Source organism: Paenibacillus terreus, from assembly GCF_042138595.1.
GTDB classification, from domain to species: domain Bacteria; phylum Bacillota; class Bacilli; order Paenibacillales; family Paenibacillaceae; genus Paenibacillus; species Paenibacillus terreus.
The window spans coordinates 82,496-100,325 of sequence record NZ_JBHIRX010000007.1 but is presented as its reverse complement, the minus strand read 5'-3'; the positions used below and the strand labels follow the sequence as shown (position 1 = coordinate 100,325).

The following is a 17,830-nucleotide window of genomic DNA, read 5'->3' as shown; positions in this document are numbered from 1 at the left end:
CTACGAACACAAGATTGGTCTTCCTGAATCTACAATTATATCATATCAGGCACGCAATCTCATCCGCCAGCCCTTCTGCACAGGATGCTGCGCGGATTGGCCTGCTATGCTTTGCTGGCCGGAACCAGAATCAATAATATCGACGCGCGGATAAAGAGCATCATGGCAGATAATGAAGAACAACGGGTTTCTCCTTTGGAACCCAAACCAGAAAAAGGAGCTGATGAAGCATGAAGCCGTATAAAAGAAGCCGTGTGGCTATTATCGGCATGGGAGCTGTGGGCACAACAACCGGATATACTCTGCTGCTGCGCCAGCGCATGTCTGAGCTCGTGTTTATCGATCTCAACGAGAAAAAGGCCAAAGGCGAAATGCTGGACATGAATCACGGGCTTCCTTTCCTGGGAGGTGTCAAAGTGTGGGCCGGCACCTATGAGGACTGCAAAGAAGCCGACATCATCATTATCACCGCAGGCGCTTCCCAGAAGCCGGGAGAAACCCGTATAGATCTGCTGAAAAAAAACGCTGCAATCTTTGAAGAGATTATAGACCAGATCGTCAAGATCAATGACCATGGCATCATGCTGATTGCGACCAACCCGGTGGATATTCTGTCGTATATATCATGGAAACGGAGCGGCTGGCCGCATAGCCGTGTGATCGGCTCCGGCACCCTGCTGGACAGCGCACGATTCCGGTATCTTATCGGAACGTACAAGGGCATTGACCCCCGCAGCATTCATGCCCATATTATCGGCGAACACGGAGACTCCGAGCTTCCGGTCTGGAGCCTTGCCAATGTAGCCGGTACACCGCTTGTGATCCCGGAGGAGGACAAAACGGATATTTTCAACAGCACCAAAAATGCCGCATATGAAATTATCGACGCCAAGGGAGCAACTTCCTATGCGATTGGCCTCGCATTGGACCGTATTGTAGCCGCCATACTCGGTGATGAAGGCGCTGTATTAAATGTATCCGCCCTTCTGACCGGCTATAACGGAGTAAGCGATGTGTATCTGGGTGTGCCTTGTATTGTAGACCATTCTGGCGTTCGCGAGCTGCTGGACCTTCCCTTGAATCAGGAGGAAAGGGAAGCTTTCCACCGGTCGGCGGATAAGCTGAAGGCCGAGATCGCCAAGCTCAGCATCTGAATGAAACAAAAGCGGCCCGTACGGCAAATGGTGTACGGGCCAATCAGCTTTTTACATAACCTCCGCTTCCTCTTCCCTCTTCTGCAGCAGACGTTCAGCCACAACCGCAAACTGTTCCGGCTGCAGCAGCTCGACTGGCGAAAAGCCTTTATCAAACGTAAAGGAGTCCCCCTCAATAATAAGAGCATACCGGTCATGCAGCTTCGCGATATGCAGCTTGCCGCCGAAGTCGGACAGCAAACCGCGTACGGTCGTGTCGTCAAGCTTGAAGCGAATTTCAATCTCCGGCTTGAGCTCTACGATGCGCTGAGCCGCTTCGACGACCTGAACAGGCTCCCATTTTTCCTGCAAATCACGCTTCTCACTGGACGCCCACAGCTCCAGGTCACGTTCCTCCTGCTGCCTCTCCTCGCTCTCCGCGTCCGGCCACTTCGTCTCAACATAGTCCTGCACAAAGCTCATCACATGGTCATTCACAATCTCCGGCATGGACTGTTCATAGGTCACGAATTTCAGAAAATCCTCGAAATAACGGGCATGGGAGGACTGGTGAATCTTGAGCTCCCACTCATCCACCATGCCCTCTTCGATCATATAAGGATACATAATAGATTTCATGTTGCGGGCGGAAATAGCCATCTCTACCTCGCTGATGAGGCTGCTTTCGGAAATACGCGCAATTTTCGGCTCAAAATCGCATTTCAGCACAAAAATAAACGGATCGTCCGAATGGGTGTTCATGACGGCTTGCACGACAATCAGCGCCCCGCCTCGTACAGCGCTTGTATCGAGATACATGCGGACCAGATCATCGCAGGCATTTTTAAAATCTTCCTTATCCCCTGCCGCGCGCAGGCGGGCGAACATGTTAAAGTTCGGGTTGCTGCTCAAATCATGCTCAGGCTCTACAATAAAGCGGCCAATCTTGGTCGGGGCCTGCTCCGTGCTCGGGTTTTTCTCGACCTTGCGTTTGCTGATCCGCGCAAACTCTCCGTCAAGAAACTTCTTGACATCGCTCTCCTCGTAATCATAATCGTCCATCGTGGCGTAATGCTTGTATGTTTTGCCGCCCTGGCCATCCTTGCCGTCAACCTGGATAACAAAAAAAGATAGAAATTCAACTGTAAAGTTCATAACGTCAACTAAGCTCCTTTTTCAGGCATGTACCGCGTAATTATATCACCCGGCGGGAGAAAGGAACAGCGTTCAAAACAGCAGCAGCGAGCTTAATTCGATGGCCCCGCCGATTCCGTCCGCACGGTTTGCGCCCTCTGAGCCGCTTTGGGAAGGGTGGCAAAGGAGTGAATGACCATTCCCCCGACGACCAGGATCAGACCCGCCCAGCCTGTCATTCCGGGCAAAGGCGCAGACAGCACGATAACTTCTGCGATCAAGGCAAAGACGACCTCCAGTGATTGGGTCGCTTCCACACCGGCCAGCCGCTGCGGGTTATTGCGGACCATTTGGGTAGCCTGGAAAAACAGTACCGTGGCCGCCACACCGGAGAAAACAGCTACGAGCAGCGAATGATACAGCTGCCCCCCACTCGGAGGTCCGGAGGTAATCCATGCATACAGGGAGAGCATCAGCCAGAACGGCAAGCTGCACAGTGTCATCGCCAGCACACGCTGGGGAGCATCAAGCCGCCCGCCGCTGATTTGCATCAGCTTCCTGTTCCCGGCAGGGTATGCGGCGCAGGCGACGATAATCGGCAGCATGCCCAGCAGCAGTTCACGGCCGGTAATACTTGCCGCATGACTCGCCTGAACAAGGACGACACCCAACAAAATGATGAGAGATGTGCATAAAGCGGCAATGGGAATAGAGGATTTATAGGAAGCAGCCAATCCCCGCTTCGTCCAGTTCTCCTGAAGCACAGGCGCAATCATCAGCCCGATTACGATCGTAAGCTGCCATGTGGCTGCCACCAGCCACCCGGGCCCGTATACGGAAGCAAAGCAAATAGGGGCATAAAACAGCACGAACCCGATAAAGCTCCATAGCATCCATGGACCCGGATTCTCTCTAATCTCTCTGAAGACAGGAGCAACCCCGCCCCGCAAAGCGACAAGCCCAAGCAGCAGCGGAAGCATCATCTCATAACGTAATGAAGCGCTCCAGGCCCAGCTCCCCCCTTCCAGATTCATAATCCGGTTCAGAATAAACGTAAATGCAAAGAAAAAAGCGGATAAAATTCCGATCCATAGCGGCTTCACTCGACATCCTCCTTGTGTCCGGACAGCATCGCTCCAAGCGTCAACCAATTCTGTTCGGTCAGCTCCCCGGCCTTCTGCGCATTACCCTCCCTGGCCGCTGAAATAATCGCCTTATGATCTTCTACCGAATGAAAGCCGGCAATGGATGAAAATTTCGCCAGCGAGATGCGCCGCACCTTCGGCAGAATCCGTTCCAGCGCATCCTGCAGCTCCGGATTGGCAGCCGCTTCGATAAAAATAGAGTGAAACAGTGTGTCTTCCTCCAATGCCGCTGCGGCATCCTGACTCTGTAGAGCCGTGAGCAGCCTTTCGTTGGCGGCCTCCAGACGATCAAAATGCTCTGCCTGCAAGTGCAAGCAGGCCAATCTGGCGGCAAGCCCGAACAAAGAGGCCACAACGACAAAAGCATGGGCTGCATCCTCCTCGCGCAGCGGCGCTACTTTGGTTACCGATCCCGGAAAGGATTGGATCAGCCCCTCATCCTCCAGCCGCTTCAGCGCTTCACGCACAGGCGTACGGCTGACGCCAAAGGAATCAGCCAGCTTGGCGTCATGAATACGCTCCTCCGGAGCAAGCTCAAGCGAGACGATAGCTTCTTTTAACACCATATATACCTGATCTCTTAACGACATACGATTTACTTTGGCAATATGTAATTTATCCATAAAACCAATATATCGCATATTGATTTATCCAACAAGTAAATTGGGCGATTAAATACAAGCAGCATATGCTATACTATAGCTAGCCAGTCTAGCTGAACGGAGGGATGATTTATGCAATGGCAACTTCAAGATGCAAAAAATCAATTAAGTTCCGTTGTCAAAAAAGCATCAGATGAAGGACCACAAATTATCAGTGTACGGGGAAAGCCTGCTGCTATTGTCCTATCGATGGAAGAGTATCACCGTTTAACAAAGCCTAAAACTCTTCTGACAGATTTTTTTAAAGACTCTCCTCTACATGATCTCGAACTTGATTTGGAAAGAAACAAGGACTTCCCGCGCGAGGTTGAATTATGAAGTATCTCCTGGATACTAATGTGATTTCAGAGCTGGTGAAGAAAGAACCCAATCCGGGCGTGCTGAATTGGATCGATGAGCGTGACGAAGCCAAATTTTTTTTGAGTGTGGTAACGTTTGGGGAATTACAAAAAGGGATTAGTAAACTAAGTGACAAAAACCGGAGCGAACGACTGCAAGCCTGGATCGATCAGGACCTAACTCATCGGTTCGAAGGGCGCATCATTCCCCTCGACTTGGATATCCTGTTGACATGGGGGCAAGTCCTAGGAAAATCAGAAAAAAACGGCACACCGCTCCCAGTAATGGATAGCCTTATCGCCGCTACTGCAATCGCCCACAATCTAACTGTTGTCTCTCGTAATGTAAAGGACTTAGAACGTTGCCAGGCTTCCGTTTATAATCCGTGGGAACATGGATAAGTTTATATCCCGTATAATAAAGAAGCGCCGCGTACCTATCAGAGCAGAGTAGCGGCGCTTCTTTGTTTGTCTTTCCAAACCATCTTGTATTTCATCTTTAGTTTACATAATAATATTTATGAAGCTTCTATGAAGGGAACTTCACATCCAACAAATTCATGGCCGTTTCTTTCTCCCGGTTGGTCACATGTGTGTAAATGGTCGTTGTCTGTATCGACGAGTGCCCCAGCAGCTCTTGCACTGTTCTCAGGTCGGCCCCTTTGCGCAGCAGCATGGTGGCAAACGTATGCCGCAGCTTATGGCTGGAAAAAGGGGTTCGCTGAACAGCTCCTTTTTTCACCTGGTACTGCTCAAACGTTTCATAAGCGATTTGCTGAATGGTGCGAATGGCCAGGCGCCCGCCTTTTTGCGAGACAAACAAGGCTTGTTCCTTGCTGCGCCAGGGCTGAAGCCGGGTATTCAACACTTCCTGCAAAACCCGTGCCACCTCAGCCGGTACAGGCAGGGTCCGCCATTTGCGTCCTTTACCAAATACACTCAGCTCCCTGCGCTCGGGATTAAAATCCCCTACATTAAGTGCGTGAACCTCACCCACACGCAGCCCCATATAGATCATCAGCAGAAATATGGCCAAATTACGGCTCGCATATTTTCCGGTTACAGATAACAGGAACGGCTGAATATCGCTTTCATCCAAATAGACGGGCGCTCTGTTCTTTTCGGTCTTCGCTTTCTTAATGCCTGCAGCCGGGTTGACCGTGCACAGCTCGAATTCCTGCAAAGCCTTGAAAAAGCTGTTGACAGCCGCATGCTTTCTATTGCGTGTACCGTCTCCCGCCCCGTTCTCTCTGGCCTGTGACAAATATCCCATCACATGAATCTTTTTCACTAGCTGTAAAGGCTTTTCATTTAATGAATGGAGAAACTGGTACACATCGCTCATATAATTTTTTTGCGTATAGGCTGTAAAACCGCTGTCCTTCATCCAGATCCGAAAGGCCTGCAGCTCTTCTTCATACATTTCTTCGATGACGGAGTGATCTGTTTTTGATTTCGGCAACGTTCTTCTCCCTTTCATCTAATGGAAACTGTTTCTACCCAGTGTAATGGAAGCCGGAAGCATAACGCAAGCTTTTTAGTTTACATAATTATAATTATGAAAATAAAATCTTTAATTTTCAATATTATGGGACTAAGGAATTATTTTCACCTAGTCATGCAACATTTTCCACAAAATCATCGTTTAACAAATGGGATCAACAAGACAGTCATATTTCAGGAGGTCATCACATGAATGTTCTCAAGCTTCTTAACCACAAAAAAATTGGCCCCGTAATCCTGGCATCTGCAGTAGTGCTGTCCGCTACTGCCGTGCCTTACTCTGCTGTAAATGCAAAAGCTGCCTCAGCAGCCGCCCAGAAGCAAACCAATGCACAGACACTGAAGCCTGTGTGGCAAAAAAACGTCGGCAGCTCGAACAGTGAGCAAATCAGCTATACATTCGAAAAGGGCGTGCTCTATTACAAAACCGGAACCTCACTGGCCGCAGCAGATTTGAAGACAGGCAAAACGAAATGGACCTACAAATCCACCCCATCGTCAGCTCCGGTATATAACTCCGGTTATGTTTATTTTGCGGACACCGCAGGCCGTATCCACAAAGTAAACGCCAAAACGGGAAAAAGCGTATGGACAAGCAAAGTTTCTTCGGCTCCAGAGAAAGGCTCTGCATATGAACCGATAAACATAGATTATTATGACGGCATGCTGATCATTAACGATTCCTATGGACTGTCCTCTTATGACATTAAAACCGGTAAATTAAAATGGAAATCCGAGCGCAAAGGGGAATCTCCTTATCATATCGAGGTTATGGACGGATTCATTTTGGCCAGTTCCACAGTCAGTGGAGCCATTACCAGCAATTATTTGTACTGTTTCAGTGCATACACGGGGCAAGTAAAATGGACTTATGAAGGCGACTTCCAAAAAGTACTCCAAACCAGCCCCAATCTTTATATCTCCAGGCATAACAATGGTGTAGACGATGGATATGCACTCACGATTGATGTCCTCGAATATGCCACAGGCAAGAAGTTGAAAACGCTGGAGTACCAGCCGGTTAAATTTGTGGAAATGGAATCCGCTAAAATGGTTGAATCGACATTCGACAATTATTACTTTGTTCAGAATGCGCAAGACGGCGGAAACATCCTTGCGGTTGTTCCGCAGAATGCACCTAACCATTCCGCAGCCGCTAAAACCTATAAATACGATTCCGAAATTACCGGGGTGGGCATCTCGGATAGTATCTATAACACGATTGCAATCAGTTTGGCGGACGGACGAATGGTTTTGAAAAATATCAAAACAGGCAAGGATGTTGTCACCAAATATAGCTCCAAAATCAGCCGTTTTGATATCCTGGGGAATACGATTGCGATCGGTTTGGCGGACGGACGAATGGTTTTGAAAAATATCAAAACAGGCAAGGATGTCGCAACCTACAAGCTGGGCTCGGGAAATTTCCTCGAAACCACGAGTACCATTAATGACGAACTGATTATCCAGACAGGCGGCAAAATATATTATGTTCCGCTTCCGGCAAGTTTGAAATCCTAAATTATGACAGAAGGGTGTCCCGATTGGGGCACCCTTTTCATGTGTTGTTGACCGACTCTGACAAATAAAATCGAAATAAACAAAAACAGCGTATAATTTATGTTATACGTAATTATTTGCTGTTGTTTTTCCTTGAAATTGGCGCGTACAATAAACAATTCAATAATGGTTATTTAAAATATTCGCAATTATGTTGTATGCTGAGGTATAGAGTTTTTCAGCTCATTTCATATAGGAGGATCATAATGATTTATAGAAACGCTACTGTTGATGATATATCTGCTATAGTGGAATTACAAAAAAAATATCACATTACAACCATTAGTGAAAATGACAAACCCGATGGCTTCGTTACAACCTTATTTACAGAAGAACAGTTTACAGAATTAATTGAAAACGAAAATGGAATTACAATTGCATGTCATGGCAAGAAGATTGTTGCTTATGCAATGGCTGCCTCATGGAAGTATTGGGCTAAGTGGCCTCTTTTTCAATATATGATTGACGATTTGAAAGATACAGAATATAAAGGGATTACGCTTTCTACAGAAAACTCTTATCAGTATGGGCCAATTTGCATTGATATGGATTACCGCGGTACGGATGTACTCCGAAAGGTTTTTTATTTTTCCAGAATGCAAATGAGTAAAAAATATCCGATATTGATAACTTTTATAAACCACATCAATCAAAGATCATACGCTGCCCACACCAAAAAACTTGGTCTTGATGTGATTAAGAGCTTTGATTTCAACCATAATACTTACTATGAATTGGGGCGTTACACATCGGAATGATTGAATCATACCAAACCTCATGGAAATCGCCTTTAAATCAGCCTACCGGACCAATTTAAGGGCGAATAATATTTTTATCTGATTGAGATCAAAACGACTAGGGTTGAATCAGTTTTATAACTTACCGGTCAAAAATTGTGCCTCTCCTAATCCAAAACTCCAATCATCATCATGATTTTCAACAATCGATACCATTAAATCGGTTGGTGCGATGCCGCATTCTGCTTCTAACCTTTCAGCCAGTAAGGAATAAAGCTTTTGTTTCTTCTCTTTTGGTCGGGCTTTGCTTATTATGGAGAGAACAACCAGATTATCGGTACGGTTAAATCCTAGCCCAGTATCCTCAATAATCATATGATCCGCCGGGTGTTCGTGAACAATTTGATAACGATCTCGCTCAGGAACGTCAAAAGCTTCCACAACAACCTGGTGGGCAACATCCAAAAGTTTTTTCAGGCTTGCTTTGTCTCGTCCTTTAATAAGATCAAAACGAAGTAATGGCATTTTAACTTCCTCCCTTTTATAAAATTATTTCCCCTATTTTTAAATACATTCGTTAATGGCATCCAATCTTTTGAACAGTTTATCGAACTCTTTTAATTTAGCCTTATCCTCGACTTTAACCTCTGAACAATAGAAAGAAATCCTGCCGTTGCCTTCATTTAAAGAATTCATTTCTTCCAATACTTGTTTCAAATTTTTTGCAGTACCTTGATTTCCATCAATGATATGAACATCCGATGAAAATAATTTTCTAAATATATCTTTATAGTAAGAAAAGTGAGTACATCCTAAAACAATAGTTCCATAATTACTTAAATCATATATAGATAACTGTTCTTGAAGATAAGGCAGTACTATTTGCTCGTTAAACTCAAAATTTTCAGCAAATTGAACTAATCCCGGAAGAGGTAATAAATCAACAATATGTTCGTTATCTAATTTAGCAATAAGATTTTGCAGTCTTTCTTCCCTTAGAGTCAACGCTGTAGCAGTTACTAAAACTCGTTTATCAATATTTTTTTTTGTTTTAATAGCTGGTTTTATGGCAGGCTCCATACCAATGATTGGAATACTGTATTTTGCCCTTACTTCTTCGATTGCTGCGCTTGTAGCAGTATTACAAGCAATTACTATAGCTTTTACTTTTTGCTGGCTAATAAATTCTATAGCATTTAATGCAAGCTTTTTAACGTCATCTTTCGTTTTCTGCCCATATGGAGCATTTAATGTATCTGCGTAATACATATAATCTTCATTAGGTAAAACTTTTAATGTATCATGCAATACAGTAATGCCTCCAATACCAGAATCAAAAAAACCTATTTGCATTTCTGTTCCTCCAATCAAGGAATCAATTCACCATTTCCATTTGTATCTGGTTGCAATGCAAATTGCCCAGGATCTAACCAAGCTCTTGATCAGGATGAATACGAGCATGATCCAAATTTCCTGTCGCTCTTTTTTTACTGGAAATGACTGCACCGATTAGCAATGTTATAGCAGCAGCAACAAGCACCATAGTGGCAAGAAGAAGTGATAGGCTGTAGCTATGCGCCATTTCCAAAACGATTCCGGCTCCGATTGGACCGAGTATTTGCCCGATACCAAAAAAGCCCGTCATCAAAGCAATTGCTCTATTACTACTGGATGGTCTAGACATACGAGCTGCGGCGAGAGCAAGCATGGAAATACCCATAAACGTGCCACCAAAAAGGACAGACCCTAACGTCACGCCGAAAATATTAGGAAGCCACATTGGCAGTATGACCCCCACAGCTTGCAATATAAGCGCAATAATCAATGGTTTGATGTAACCGGCTTTACTCGCCGACCAAGACCAGAACACGGTTGATGGCACCGCCGCTAACCCAACGATAATCCAGCTATAGTCTGCAAAGCTTGACACATGAGGCATTTGCTTAACCATTGCTACAAGAAACGTCGCGCTTACGATATAACCTAACCCCTCGAGCCCATAAGCAACAAGAAGCCAGCCGAAGATAGATGGATTTTCCGCCGATGAACTTAGAGATTCAGCATTTTGAGTTATAGGTTTCGGTTCTTTATCGCGGATAAATGACCAAACGGGTACGACAAGGATGATACTAGTGATCAAAAGACCGATCCAAGTCCCCCTCCAAGTGAAAGAGCCAAGGACAGGCGTAAGCAATCCAGCTAAAACAATGCCTATACCAACCCCGCCGTAAAATATACCCACCCATTTTTCACGTTTATCTGAAAACAGCGCATCCAACACTAAACTTGATGATAGGACGAAAATAAGACCACTGCTAACCCCAGCCAGGAAGCGGAAAATCATCCACCATAAAAATGATGATGTGATCCCCATAAGTCCCGTAAAAATGATACAAAGTACCAATTGAATTCGAAGATGGTAAGCTCTCCGGGTTCCCCAAGCGATGAAGCCTGCACCAAAGGCAGCGATAAGGTAACCCATGTTATTACTTCCTGCCAGATATCCGGACTCCGTAACGGAAAGATGAGCTTGTGATTGCATCAATGGAAGTATGGAAGTATATGAAAAACGTCCGATTCCCATTGCAATGATGAGCATAACTAATCCACCAATCATGGTCTTTGTGGAATTAGACAATTTCGCTTTTTTAGCTCCTGAATTCTCCATGAGACTGACTTGTCACCCTTCTAAATTCAAATTACTCCTATTTTTAAATCTCATTATTTTTCAAAAAATTCAGCATTAGTTCTCCAATTTCATAGGCATGTGTTTCCAATGCAAAATGCCCGGTATCTAATAAATGAATTTCGGCTTTAGGTAAGTCTTTCTTAAAAGCTTCGGCGCCAGCCGGAATAAATGAAACATCATTTTTACCCCACGTCGCTAATAAGGGCGGCTGATATTCACTAAGATACTGCTGAAACTCCGGATACATTTTTACATTATTTTGGTAATCATAAATTAAATCCAATTGTTTCTCATCATTCCCCGGCCGGGACATATAAGCAATATCAAGAGTATAGCCATCTGGGGAAACTTGGCCTTCCTTTGTTCCATCAACATATTGGTGCTTGATCGTGCCAGGCGCAAATGCTGTCCTATAACTTTCTCTTTTTTCTTGCGTAGGATAAAGCCAATATTCTTCTCGTGCCGCCCATTTTTCCCCTAGTCCTTCACGATAAATGTTGCCATTTTGGCTTATGATGGCTGTAACACGTTCTGGATGGTGCATGGCTATACGAAAGCCAATAGGGGCTCCGTAGTCAAAGACATATAATGCATATTTAGCAAGCCCTAGTTTATCCATGAAAGTTTCGATAATTTCAGTAATATGGTCAAATGTATACTGAAAATCTTTTCTGTCAGGTGATGAGGAATTCCCGAACCCCGGATAATCAGGAGCAATCAAATAGTAGTCTTTTTCCAAAACAGGTATTAGCTCTCTAAACATATGACTTGCGGACGGAAAGCCATGAAGCAATAAAATGACTGGTTTATTCGGATTACCAGCCTCCCGATAAAATACGTTTAATCCTTCTACCTCTAATGAACGATAAGTCGTCATACTGTAACCTCCTGTTTCCTCCATAAGACCTGCCGCTTACCAAGCTAATTGTAACTCTCCATAAATATCGTGTAAAATGAATTTATACGATCTGTAATATTAAATTTATCAATAATTAAATGGAGGCATGACGGTGGACATTCGGGACCTGCAGATTTTTCTGGCGGTTGCAAACGAAGGAAGCATTACAAGAGCAGCCGAAAAAATGGAATATGTTCAGTCGAGTATAAGTATCCGTATCCAGCAGCTTGAAAAAGAACTGAAAACTGCGCTATTTCGTCGTGGGCGGCAAGGGGTTCGGCTCACAACATCCGGAGAGGCACTCAAGTCCTATGCTGAGAAAATTGTCTTCCTTACTCAAGAGGCGGAGCGAGTCGTGACAGATAACTCTATCCCAAGAGGGCCGCTTCGGATTGGATCGCCTGAAACAACAGCAGCGATTCGATTACCGTCTATTCTCACCGATTACCATAAATCTTATCCAGAGGTGGATTTGGCATTAAAAACGGGAACGACGGAAGAACTTATCCATTTAGTATTGAAATACGAGTTGGACGGAGCTTTCGTAGCTGCACCAGTTGATCATGCTGATCTCGATATTTCAGAAGTAGGGATTGAGGAACTTGCGTTTATATCGGGAGGACAATTCCCCTTGATTGACCAGCCTGAACAACTGCAAAATCTAACTTTACTAGTATTTCGTGTTGGGTGTTCATATCGGCGAAAACTTGAGGATTGGCTGCATTTGCAAGGAATTATTCCTGCTAAGATCATGGAGTTCGGAACATTGGAAGGAATCCTTGGATGTATTCATGCGGGTCTCGGGGTATCATTGTTACCTCGCTCGGTGGTTGAAAGAGCCATGGTTCAATATAACTTGCGATCTCAAGATATCTCGGAAGAGTTCTATAAAACCCCGACTCTATTCATACGTCGTAAGGATACTTATGAAACTGCAGCTATGTCCGAATTTATCCGTATTTCAAGACAGAGGTTCGACCATACTTAATCTGCCATCGAAAGTTATCGACAACACCCTATATTTTGGAGCAGCGTCAACAAGTAAAAGCAGCCAGCAGAAAGCTGACTGCTTCTTTCGTTTTTAAATTCGGTTTAACTTTTGGATTTAATCAAATTCAATACTCCGCCAACAAGCTCATCCGCTTTTCCATAAGGGTAATTGGTAATAGATGACTCGAAGTATTTACCGTATTGTTCTTTATCTACAGCATAACCATTATATTCATTAGCGTATGCAAGGATAAATGCAGGCTTTCCATCTTGGGAGCGGATTAGTTGGCCAAGATTATAAACGATTTCTCCCGGTATCGTTACAAATCTAATATCATCGCATTCATATAAATGTACTGTCGGATTTATGGTTTTATCAATCTTCAATGTAAAACTAGAAACGGACAAATTGTCCATAGTAATCTCTCTAAAGTCTTTTACTTCAGCAAGAACTCTCGCTATCCCCTTTCCAATTCTGCGTGTTTCTGCGAAATCATCGCCTTGTCGGGTAAACCGTGTGCTAACATCGCCGCATTCCCCATTTATGATTATGGCTGGAGTTTGATTTAAATGATAATATTCCTCTCTCAATTCACCTATATAATCACTTGAAATGAAAAGATTATCTTTTGCCAAAACCGTTGGATGGCACGCTATATTGATTAAACTAACCAAAGGATCATTTGAATGATTTCTAAATTGCAATATATACCCCTTATTATTAAAAGGGAGCGATCTGTCGTTTCTATTACAGTAATATCCATTAATTTCACATATTCCGTAATAAGCCCGTGCTTCCATTTTATGATTCAAACAAAATTCCGTATTTTTAACGATCATATCCAGCAATAATTGGAGATAGTCCTGAGATGGCGTGATCTCCGGATAAAACATCGTTGAAACCTTTGGCCCTGAGTGAGTATGCGTAGCCTCGATAATGATGTTTTCTTTTGAAATTGAAAATTTCTCAGATAAAATGCTTTTAACTTTTTCACCAAATTGTTTTTCGATTAAAATAAGATCAAGAACGTGAATTAAAATAATCTCATTACTCTCAATTAACAACGAATTGATTTCCAGATCATCGTGCTGTTCATAACTTATCCGATCCGCATAACCATCCATATGGCACGGTAGCTCTGGGTTTATGAGTTGTTTTTTGAATGAAATTTTCATTTTTTCTCCTTTCTGCCCGGATCTTAATAGGCCTGATCTGATTACAGCTTGCTGTAGCTTATCAATTCGATATGACGATCCCTGATATACGTGAACAGATCCTGATTCATGAACAGTTTCAAATCCGTCTCCCGCTCATCGGCCAAAGAAGACAGAGTGCGCAGCTTATCATCCGCATAGCCGGGATGGCCGGCAATCTCCACGACAGCTTCGGTGTCTTGCCAGCACTCCAGTATGGACCTCACTTTTTCTTCACGAACAGAGGGGCTGGACGGATCAAAGTATAGCCTGTCGGCCACCTTCCCGCCTGACGCGACAATCTGCTCCTTGAGGCGTTCATCGGCGGTCATGGCATCGTCTCTTCGCATCGGCACCTGATATTCCTGGGCCAATCCGATGACGATCGCCAGCATCTGTTCGTCCATAATGCTGAATCCGTGGTGCGTGTCCAGGTGATTCATTTTGAGCCCCGTCCGCAGAAAAGTTTCGATCTGTGCCCGCAGCTCGTCCCTGACCTCCTGTTTATTGTATGAAGACGGAACCAACTGCGGCTTGCGGTAAAAGTTCCCCTGCGGGTCGACTATACTGCTGACCTGTGCGGAGTCCAGCACCGGCTTCAAAAAAGTTATCGTGAGATGAACTCCCATCTCAGTAACTCCCGCTTCACGGGCAAGTACGACAGAGCTTAGGAAATCGGGCGAATTGACGAGCGCAGAGGTATCGGTGATGAAACCGTCCCTCATCCCCTCAAGAATCCCCCGGCTGACCTCCGTCGTAATTCCGAAATCATCGGCATTTACGATCAATCTCATTACCCGTCACTCCTGTTTGGTTATTTTTAGCAGATCTTGCAGCGGCTGAATCGGCCCTGTCGATGCCGCAACCCGAATTTCCCGGAATTCGTGTGTATTCGTAATGACGATCGGCGTTGTCAGCTTAAAGCCTTCAGCCTTGATGCCCTCCACATCGAATTCGATCAGTACATCCCCTTTACGAACCGTATCGCCTTCACTTACTTTTTGCGAAAAATGCCGTCCCTTCAGTTTGACGGTATCAATGCCAATATGCATCAAGACTTCCACGCCATCTTCCGCTCTCACGGCAATGGCATGCGAGCTGCCCACGGTCACGGCAACCTTGCCGTCAAGCGGGGAGAGCAGAACCCCTTTGTCCGGTTCAATCGCGATCCCTTTCCCCATCGATTCCGAAGAAAAAACGGCGTCTTCAACCTGCTCCAGGCCGACTACCCGGCCGCTCAGCGGACTAAAAACGATCGTTTCGCTTTGCTGCGAAGCCGCAGCCTCTGCCGGATGTTCTGTCTGTGCGGTTGGATGTGCTTTCTTATCGGCCGTATCGTATCCAAACAATAGAGGGAAAATGGCCGCTAGCAACAGCGAAACAAGTAGGCCAATAACAAAATATAACAAAGGCGACTGTGCGGGGAGTGTAAATATGCTCACGAAGAAATTGAAAGCGATCAGCTTTACACCCAATGCTCCCTCAACGGCTGAGCCGACAGCCGAAGCGATAATCAAATAGATGAGTGTTTTCCGATAACGAAGGATGATGCCATACATAATGGGTTCTGTGACCCCTGACAAAATACCGGAAAGGAACGTGGAACCGCCTAAAGCTTTCAAATCCTTGTCCCTGGTTTTAAGAAAAACGCCCAGTGCAATCCCCATGGCTGCTGCGCTTGATGGTGCAAGCAGCGGGACGATCACGTCCCCATTGCCGGTTGCCAGGTTGCTCATAATGATCGGCACTACGGCCCAGTGAAGCCCCAGCAGGACGACAAAGAACCAAACTCCGCCAAGGATGGCGCCGGCAATAATCGGATTTGCATTGATGAGAAAATTCACGGCCACGCCAATCCACTGGCCGACGTACACGCCAAACGGACCGATAAGTATGGCGGTCAAGGGCACCATAATTACCAGGGAAATGAACGGCACGGCAAAAAGCTGAAGATTTTTATGAATGATTCGTTTCAAGAAGCGTTCGAGCACCGCATACAGGCTGACCGCGATAAACATCGGAAACACCGATGATGCGTAATCCAACAGCGGGACAGGTATCCCGAGGAAAGAAGTCGAGCCACCGGTCGTTCCCAGCGCGGTAAAATTCGGTTCCAGCAAAGCGGCTCCAATCGCGGCCGCGACGAAAGAACTCACATTATAAACTCTGGCAATCGTTACACCCAGCATAATTGGAAGGAAATAAAATACCGAGTTTCCGGCAGCCGCAAGAATCGCATACGTGCTGCTGTCTGCTGCAATCCAGCCCAACCTCTCCAATACAATAAGCAGTGCTTTGACAAGCCCCGCTCCGGCAAACACCGGGATCAAGGGCGACAAGCTGCCGGAGATCACGCTGAAGATTTTGGAGGTCAGGCTTGTTTTTTGCGCATCGTTCCCCTGTGAAGCCTCCTTGTTGGCAAAACCGCCCTCTCTATCAATGTGCTTATACACCTCTGATACATCGTTCCCGATAACTACTTGAAATTGTCCTCCTCCTATAACGACCTTAAGTACCCCTGAAGTCTGTTCCAGCTTTTTAGCATCAGCCCGCTCGTTGTTGTTCAGTACGAACCGCAGCCGTGTCGCGCAGTGAGTCAAGCTTTGTACATTTTCTTTGCCCCCGACAAGATGCAAAATTTCTTTGGCCAATTTGGAGTGATCCATGAAATATAACCTCCCATTGATAAGTTTGACAATCATCCACTCAGCTCAGCTTTGGCAAATACATGTCATTTACTCGCCAAAAAAGAAAAACCTGAACTGATGTTTCTTCACGGGTACATCATTCCCATGAAGAAGCATCAGCTCAGGTTTCGCCTGCCGTACAGTCACAATCCCTTTGTATTCGATTGTTTTTGGCCTCCAGCTTTGCCGGTTAAATTTCCCGGCTCGTCAGCCGTTGAATATGAATGACGAGATAAAACATTTCCTCGTTCGTCAGCTTTTTGTCGTAGTTACGTTCCAAATAATTTACCAGCTTTTGCGTACAAACATACGCCTCGGGGTATTTCTCTCTGATTTGATCATAAAGGGAATCCTGTTCCTCCGGAATCAGTTCATTCTGGAGCATGCGGTACGCAAAGTACTTCAAATGCGTCATAAACCGGCTATAATTCAAGGATTCCTCATCGATCTTGATTCCATAATGATATTTCACAATATTCGCCAGGTCATTTACAATCCGGGTCACGATCACGGTATGTCTCATATCCTGCCCGGTATGCTGTGCATTGACGAAATGCAAGGCAATGGACCCCGCTTCATCTTCCGGAAGACGAATGCCTAACTTCCGCTCAATCAGTTCCAGCGCACCCAGCGCGATGCGAAACTCTTCTTTATAGAATTTTTTGATTTCCCAGAGCAGGACGTTCTTAATTTGCAGGCCTTCCTCCAATCTAAAGAGAGCAAAGCTGATATGGTCGGTCAAGGTGATATAAATGTTATCGCTCAGTTTCTCGGACAGATTCTGCTTCGCATATTCGATAATTTCATGAGAGAGCTCCAGATGCTCTGCCGGAATTTCGCTAACTAGTCCCACCAACTTATCGGTGTTTCCCTTGTCTAACACAAACCTTTTGTCTACCTTGGAAAAGTCGACGGACTCTGCATTATGTTTGTTAAACCCGATGCCTTTTCCCATCACGATCATTTCGTTCTGATGCTCATCGGCCAATAATATCACATTGTTATTGAAAATTTTTTTGATTCTCATTCAGCTCACCTTCACACCTTCTCACAGTAAGATAATAAAAATACCTAAACTGAAACGATAAAAACTGCTGCACATAAGCAGCTTTATATCGCCACAATTTAGGTATCGCCTGCCGAACAGTCACAACCCCAAT

19 protein-coding genes are annotated in these 17,830 nt (G+C 45.2%); 7 read left to right on the top strand and 12 right to left on the bottom strand.

Annotation, left to right across the window (positions count from 1 at the left end):
• Nucleotides 1-84: 84 nt before the first annotated feature.
• Entirely contained in the window at nt 85-234 is a 150-nt protein-coding gene (locus ACE5KN_RS14450) for a hypothetical protein (protein WP_375523841.1), read from the top strand.
• Nucleotides 231-1,154: an L-lactate dehydrogenase gene (locus ACE5KN_RS14445; protein ID WP_375523840.1), complete on the top strand. Its 924-nt coding sequence runs from the start codon at nt 231-233 to the stop codon at nt 1,152-1,154. Before ACE5KN_RS14450 ends, ACE5KN_RS14445 begins: the two co-directional genes overlap by 4 nt.
• Nucleotides 1,155-1,205: 51 nt before the next feature.
• Here ACE5KN_RS14445 and ACE5KN_RS14440 read toward each other — a convergent pair whose 3' ends face one another.
• From ACE5KN_RS14440 to ACE5KN_RS14430, 3 genes are all read right to left on the bottom strand, one after another.
• Nucleotides 1,206-2,288: a DUF3900 domain-containing protein gene (locus ACE5KN_RS14440; RefSeq protein ID WP_375523839.1), complete on the bottom strand. Its 1,083-nt coding sequence runs from the start codon at nt 2,286-2,288 to the stop codon at nt 1,206-1,208.
• Nucleotides 2,289-2,380: 92 nt separating this feature from the next.
• Nucleotides 2,381-3,370, bottom strand: coding sequence for a DMT family transporter (locus tag ACE5KN_RS14435; protein ID WP_375523838.1), 990 nt, complete (start codon nt 3,368-3,370; stop codon nt 2,381-2,383).
• A complete protein-coding gene (locus ACE5KN_RS14430; protein ID WP_375523837.1) occupies nt 3,367-4,035 on the bottom strand; it encodes a GntR family transcriptional regulator in 669 nt (222 codons plus the stop codon). The genes ACE5KN_RS14435 and ACE5KN_RS14430 overlap by 4 nt, the downstream gene beginning before the upstream one ends.
• Before the next feature lie 111 nt (nt 4,036-4,146).
• On the opposite strand from ACE5KN_RS14430, the gene ACE5KN_RS14425 reads away from it, so the two are divergent.
• Together ACE5KN_RS14425 and ACE5KN_RS14420 are read left to right on the top strand one after the other, a co-directional pair.
• Entirely contained in the window at nt 4,147-4,392 is a 246-nt protein-coding gene (locus ACE5KN_RS14425) for a type II toxin-antitoxin system Phd/YefM family antitoxin (protein WP_375523836.1), read from the top strand.
• Nucleotides 4,389-4,814, top strand: a complete 426-nt coding sequence (locus ACE5KN_RS14420) for a type II toxin-antitoxin system VapC family toxin (protein ID WP_375523835.1) — start codon at nt 4,389-4,391, stop codon at nt 4,812-4,814. The genes ACE5KN_RS14425 and ACE5KN_RS14420 overlap by 4 nt, the downstream gene beginning before the upstream one ends.
• Nucleotides 4,815-4,941: 127 nt before the next feature.
• Here the strand turns inward: ACE5KN_RS14420 and ACE5KN_RS14415 are convergent, their stop codons facing one another.
• A complete protein-coding gene (locus tag ACE5KN_RS14415) occupies nt 4,942-5,835 on the bottom strand; it encodes a tyrosine-type recombinase/integrase (protein WP_375524015.1) in 894 nt (297 codons plus the stop codon).
• 269 nt (nt 5,836-6,104) lie between these two features.
• On the opposite strand from ACE5KN_RS14415, the gene ACE5KN_RS14410 reads away from it, so the two are divergent.
• Both ACE5KN_RS14410 and ACE5KN_RS14405 read left to right on the top strand, forming a co-directional pair.
• Nucleotides 6,105-7,436, top strand: a complete 1,332-nt coding sequence (locus ACE5KN_RS14410) for an outer membrane protein assembly factor BamB family protein (protein WP_375523834.1) — start codon at nt 6,105-6,107, stop codon at nt 7,434-7,436.
• Between the two features lie 245 nt (nt 7,437-7,681).
• Nucleotides 7,682-8,233, top strand: coding sequence for a GNAT family acetyltransferase (locus ACE5KN_RS14405; protein WP_375523833.1), 552 nt, complete (start codon nt 7,682-7,684; stop codon nt 8,231-8,233).
• A gap of 114 nt (nt 8,234-8,347) precedes the next feature.
• Here the strand turns inward: ACE5KN_RS14405 and ACE5KN_RS14400 are convergent, their stop codons facing one another.
• The 4 genes from ACE5KN_RS14400 to ACE5KN_RS14385 all read right to left on the bottom strand — a co-directional run bounded on the left by ACE5KN_RS14400 (nt 8,348) and on the right by ACE5KN_RS14385 (nt 11,778).
• Nucleotides 8,348-8,737, bottom strand: a complete 390-nt coding sequence (locus tag ACE5KN_RS14400) for a tautomerase family protein (RefSeq protein ID WP_355320936.1) — start codon at nt 8,735-8,737, stop codon at nt 8,348-8,350.
• A 39-nt stretch (nt 8,738-8,776) separates the two neighbouring features.
• Nucleotides 8,777-9,565, bottom strand: coding sequence for a glutamate racemase (murI, locus tag ACE5KN_RS14395; protein ID WP_355320935.1), 789 nt, complete (start codon nt 9,563-9,565; stop codon nt 8,777-8,779).
• 73 nt (nt 9,566-9,638) lie between these two features.
• Entirely contained in the window at nt 9,639-10,880 is a 1,242-nt protein-coding gene (locus ACE5KN_RS14390) for a YbfB/YjiJ family MFS transporter (RefSeq protein ID WP_375523832.1), read from the bottom strand.
• Nucleotides 10,881-10,923: 43 nt separating this feature from the next.
• Nucleotides 10,924-11,778 carry an alpha/beta fold hydrolase gene (locus ACE5KN_RS14385; protein ID WP_355320933.1) on the bottom strand — a complete coding sequence of 285 codons (855 nt, stop codon included), beginning with the start codon at nt 11,776-11,778 and terminating at the stop codon, nt 10,924-10,926.
• Between the two features lie 133 nt (nt 11,779-11,911).
• Here ACE5KN_RS14385 and ACE5KN_RS14380 point away from each other — a divergent pair, with 133 nt between their 5' ends.
• Complete coding sequence (locus ACE5KN_RS14380; RefSeq protein WP_375523831.1) at nt 11,912-12,787, top strand: LysR family transcriptional regulator; 876 nt, start codon at nt 11,912-11,914, stop codon at nt 12,785-12,787.
• A gap of 104 nt (nt 12,788-12,891) precedes the next feature.
• Here the strand turns inward: ACE5KN_RS14380 and ACE5KN_RS14375 are convergent, their stop codons facing one another.
• From ACE5KN_RS14375 to licT, 4 genes are all read right to left on the bottom strand, one after another.
• Entirely contained in the window at nt 12,892-13,965 is a 1,074-nt protein-coding gene (locus ACE5KN_RS14375) for a hypothetical protein (RefSeq protein WP_375523830.1), read from the bottom strand.
• A 41-nt stretch (nt 13,966-14,006) separates the two neighbouring features.
• Complete coding sequence (locus ACE5KN_RS14370; RefSeq protein WP_375523829.1) at nt 14,007-14,777, bottom strand: ChbG/HpnK family deacetylase; 771 nt, start codon at nt 14,775-14,777, stop codon at nt 14,007-14,009.
• 6 nt (nt 14,778-14,783) lie between these two features.
• Nucleotides 14,784-16,649 (bottom strand): beta-glucoside-specific PTS transporter subunit IIABC, encoded by a 1,866-nt coding sequence (locus tag ACE5KN_RS14365; RefSeq protein WP_375523828.1) that lies wholly within the window; start codon nt 16,647-16,649, stop codon nt 14,784-14,786.
• A gap of 211 nt (nt 16,650-16,860) precedes the next feature.
• Nucleotides 16,861-17,697 carry a BglG family transcription antiterminator LicT gene (gene licT, locus ACE5KN_RS14360; protein ID WP_355320928.1) on the bottom strand — a complete coding sequence of 279 codons (837 nt, stop codon included), beginning with the start codon at nt 17,695-17,697 and terminating at the stop codon, nt 16,861-16,863.
• Between the last annotated feature and the right edge of the window lie 133 nt (nt 17,698-17,830).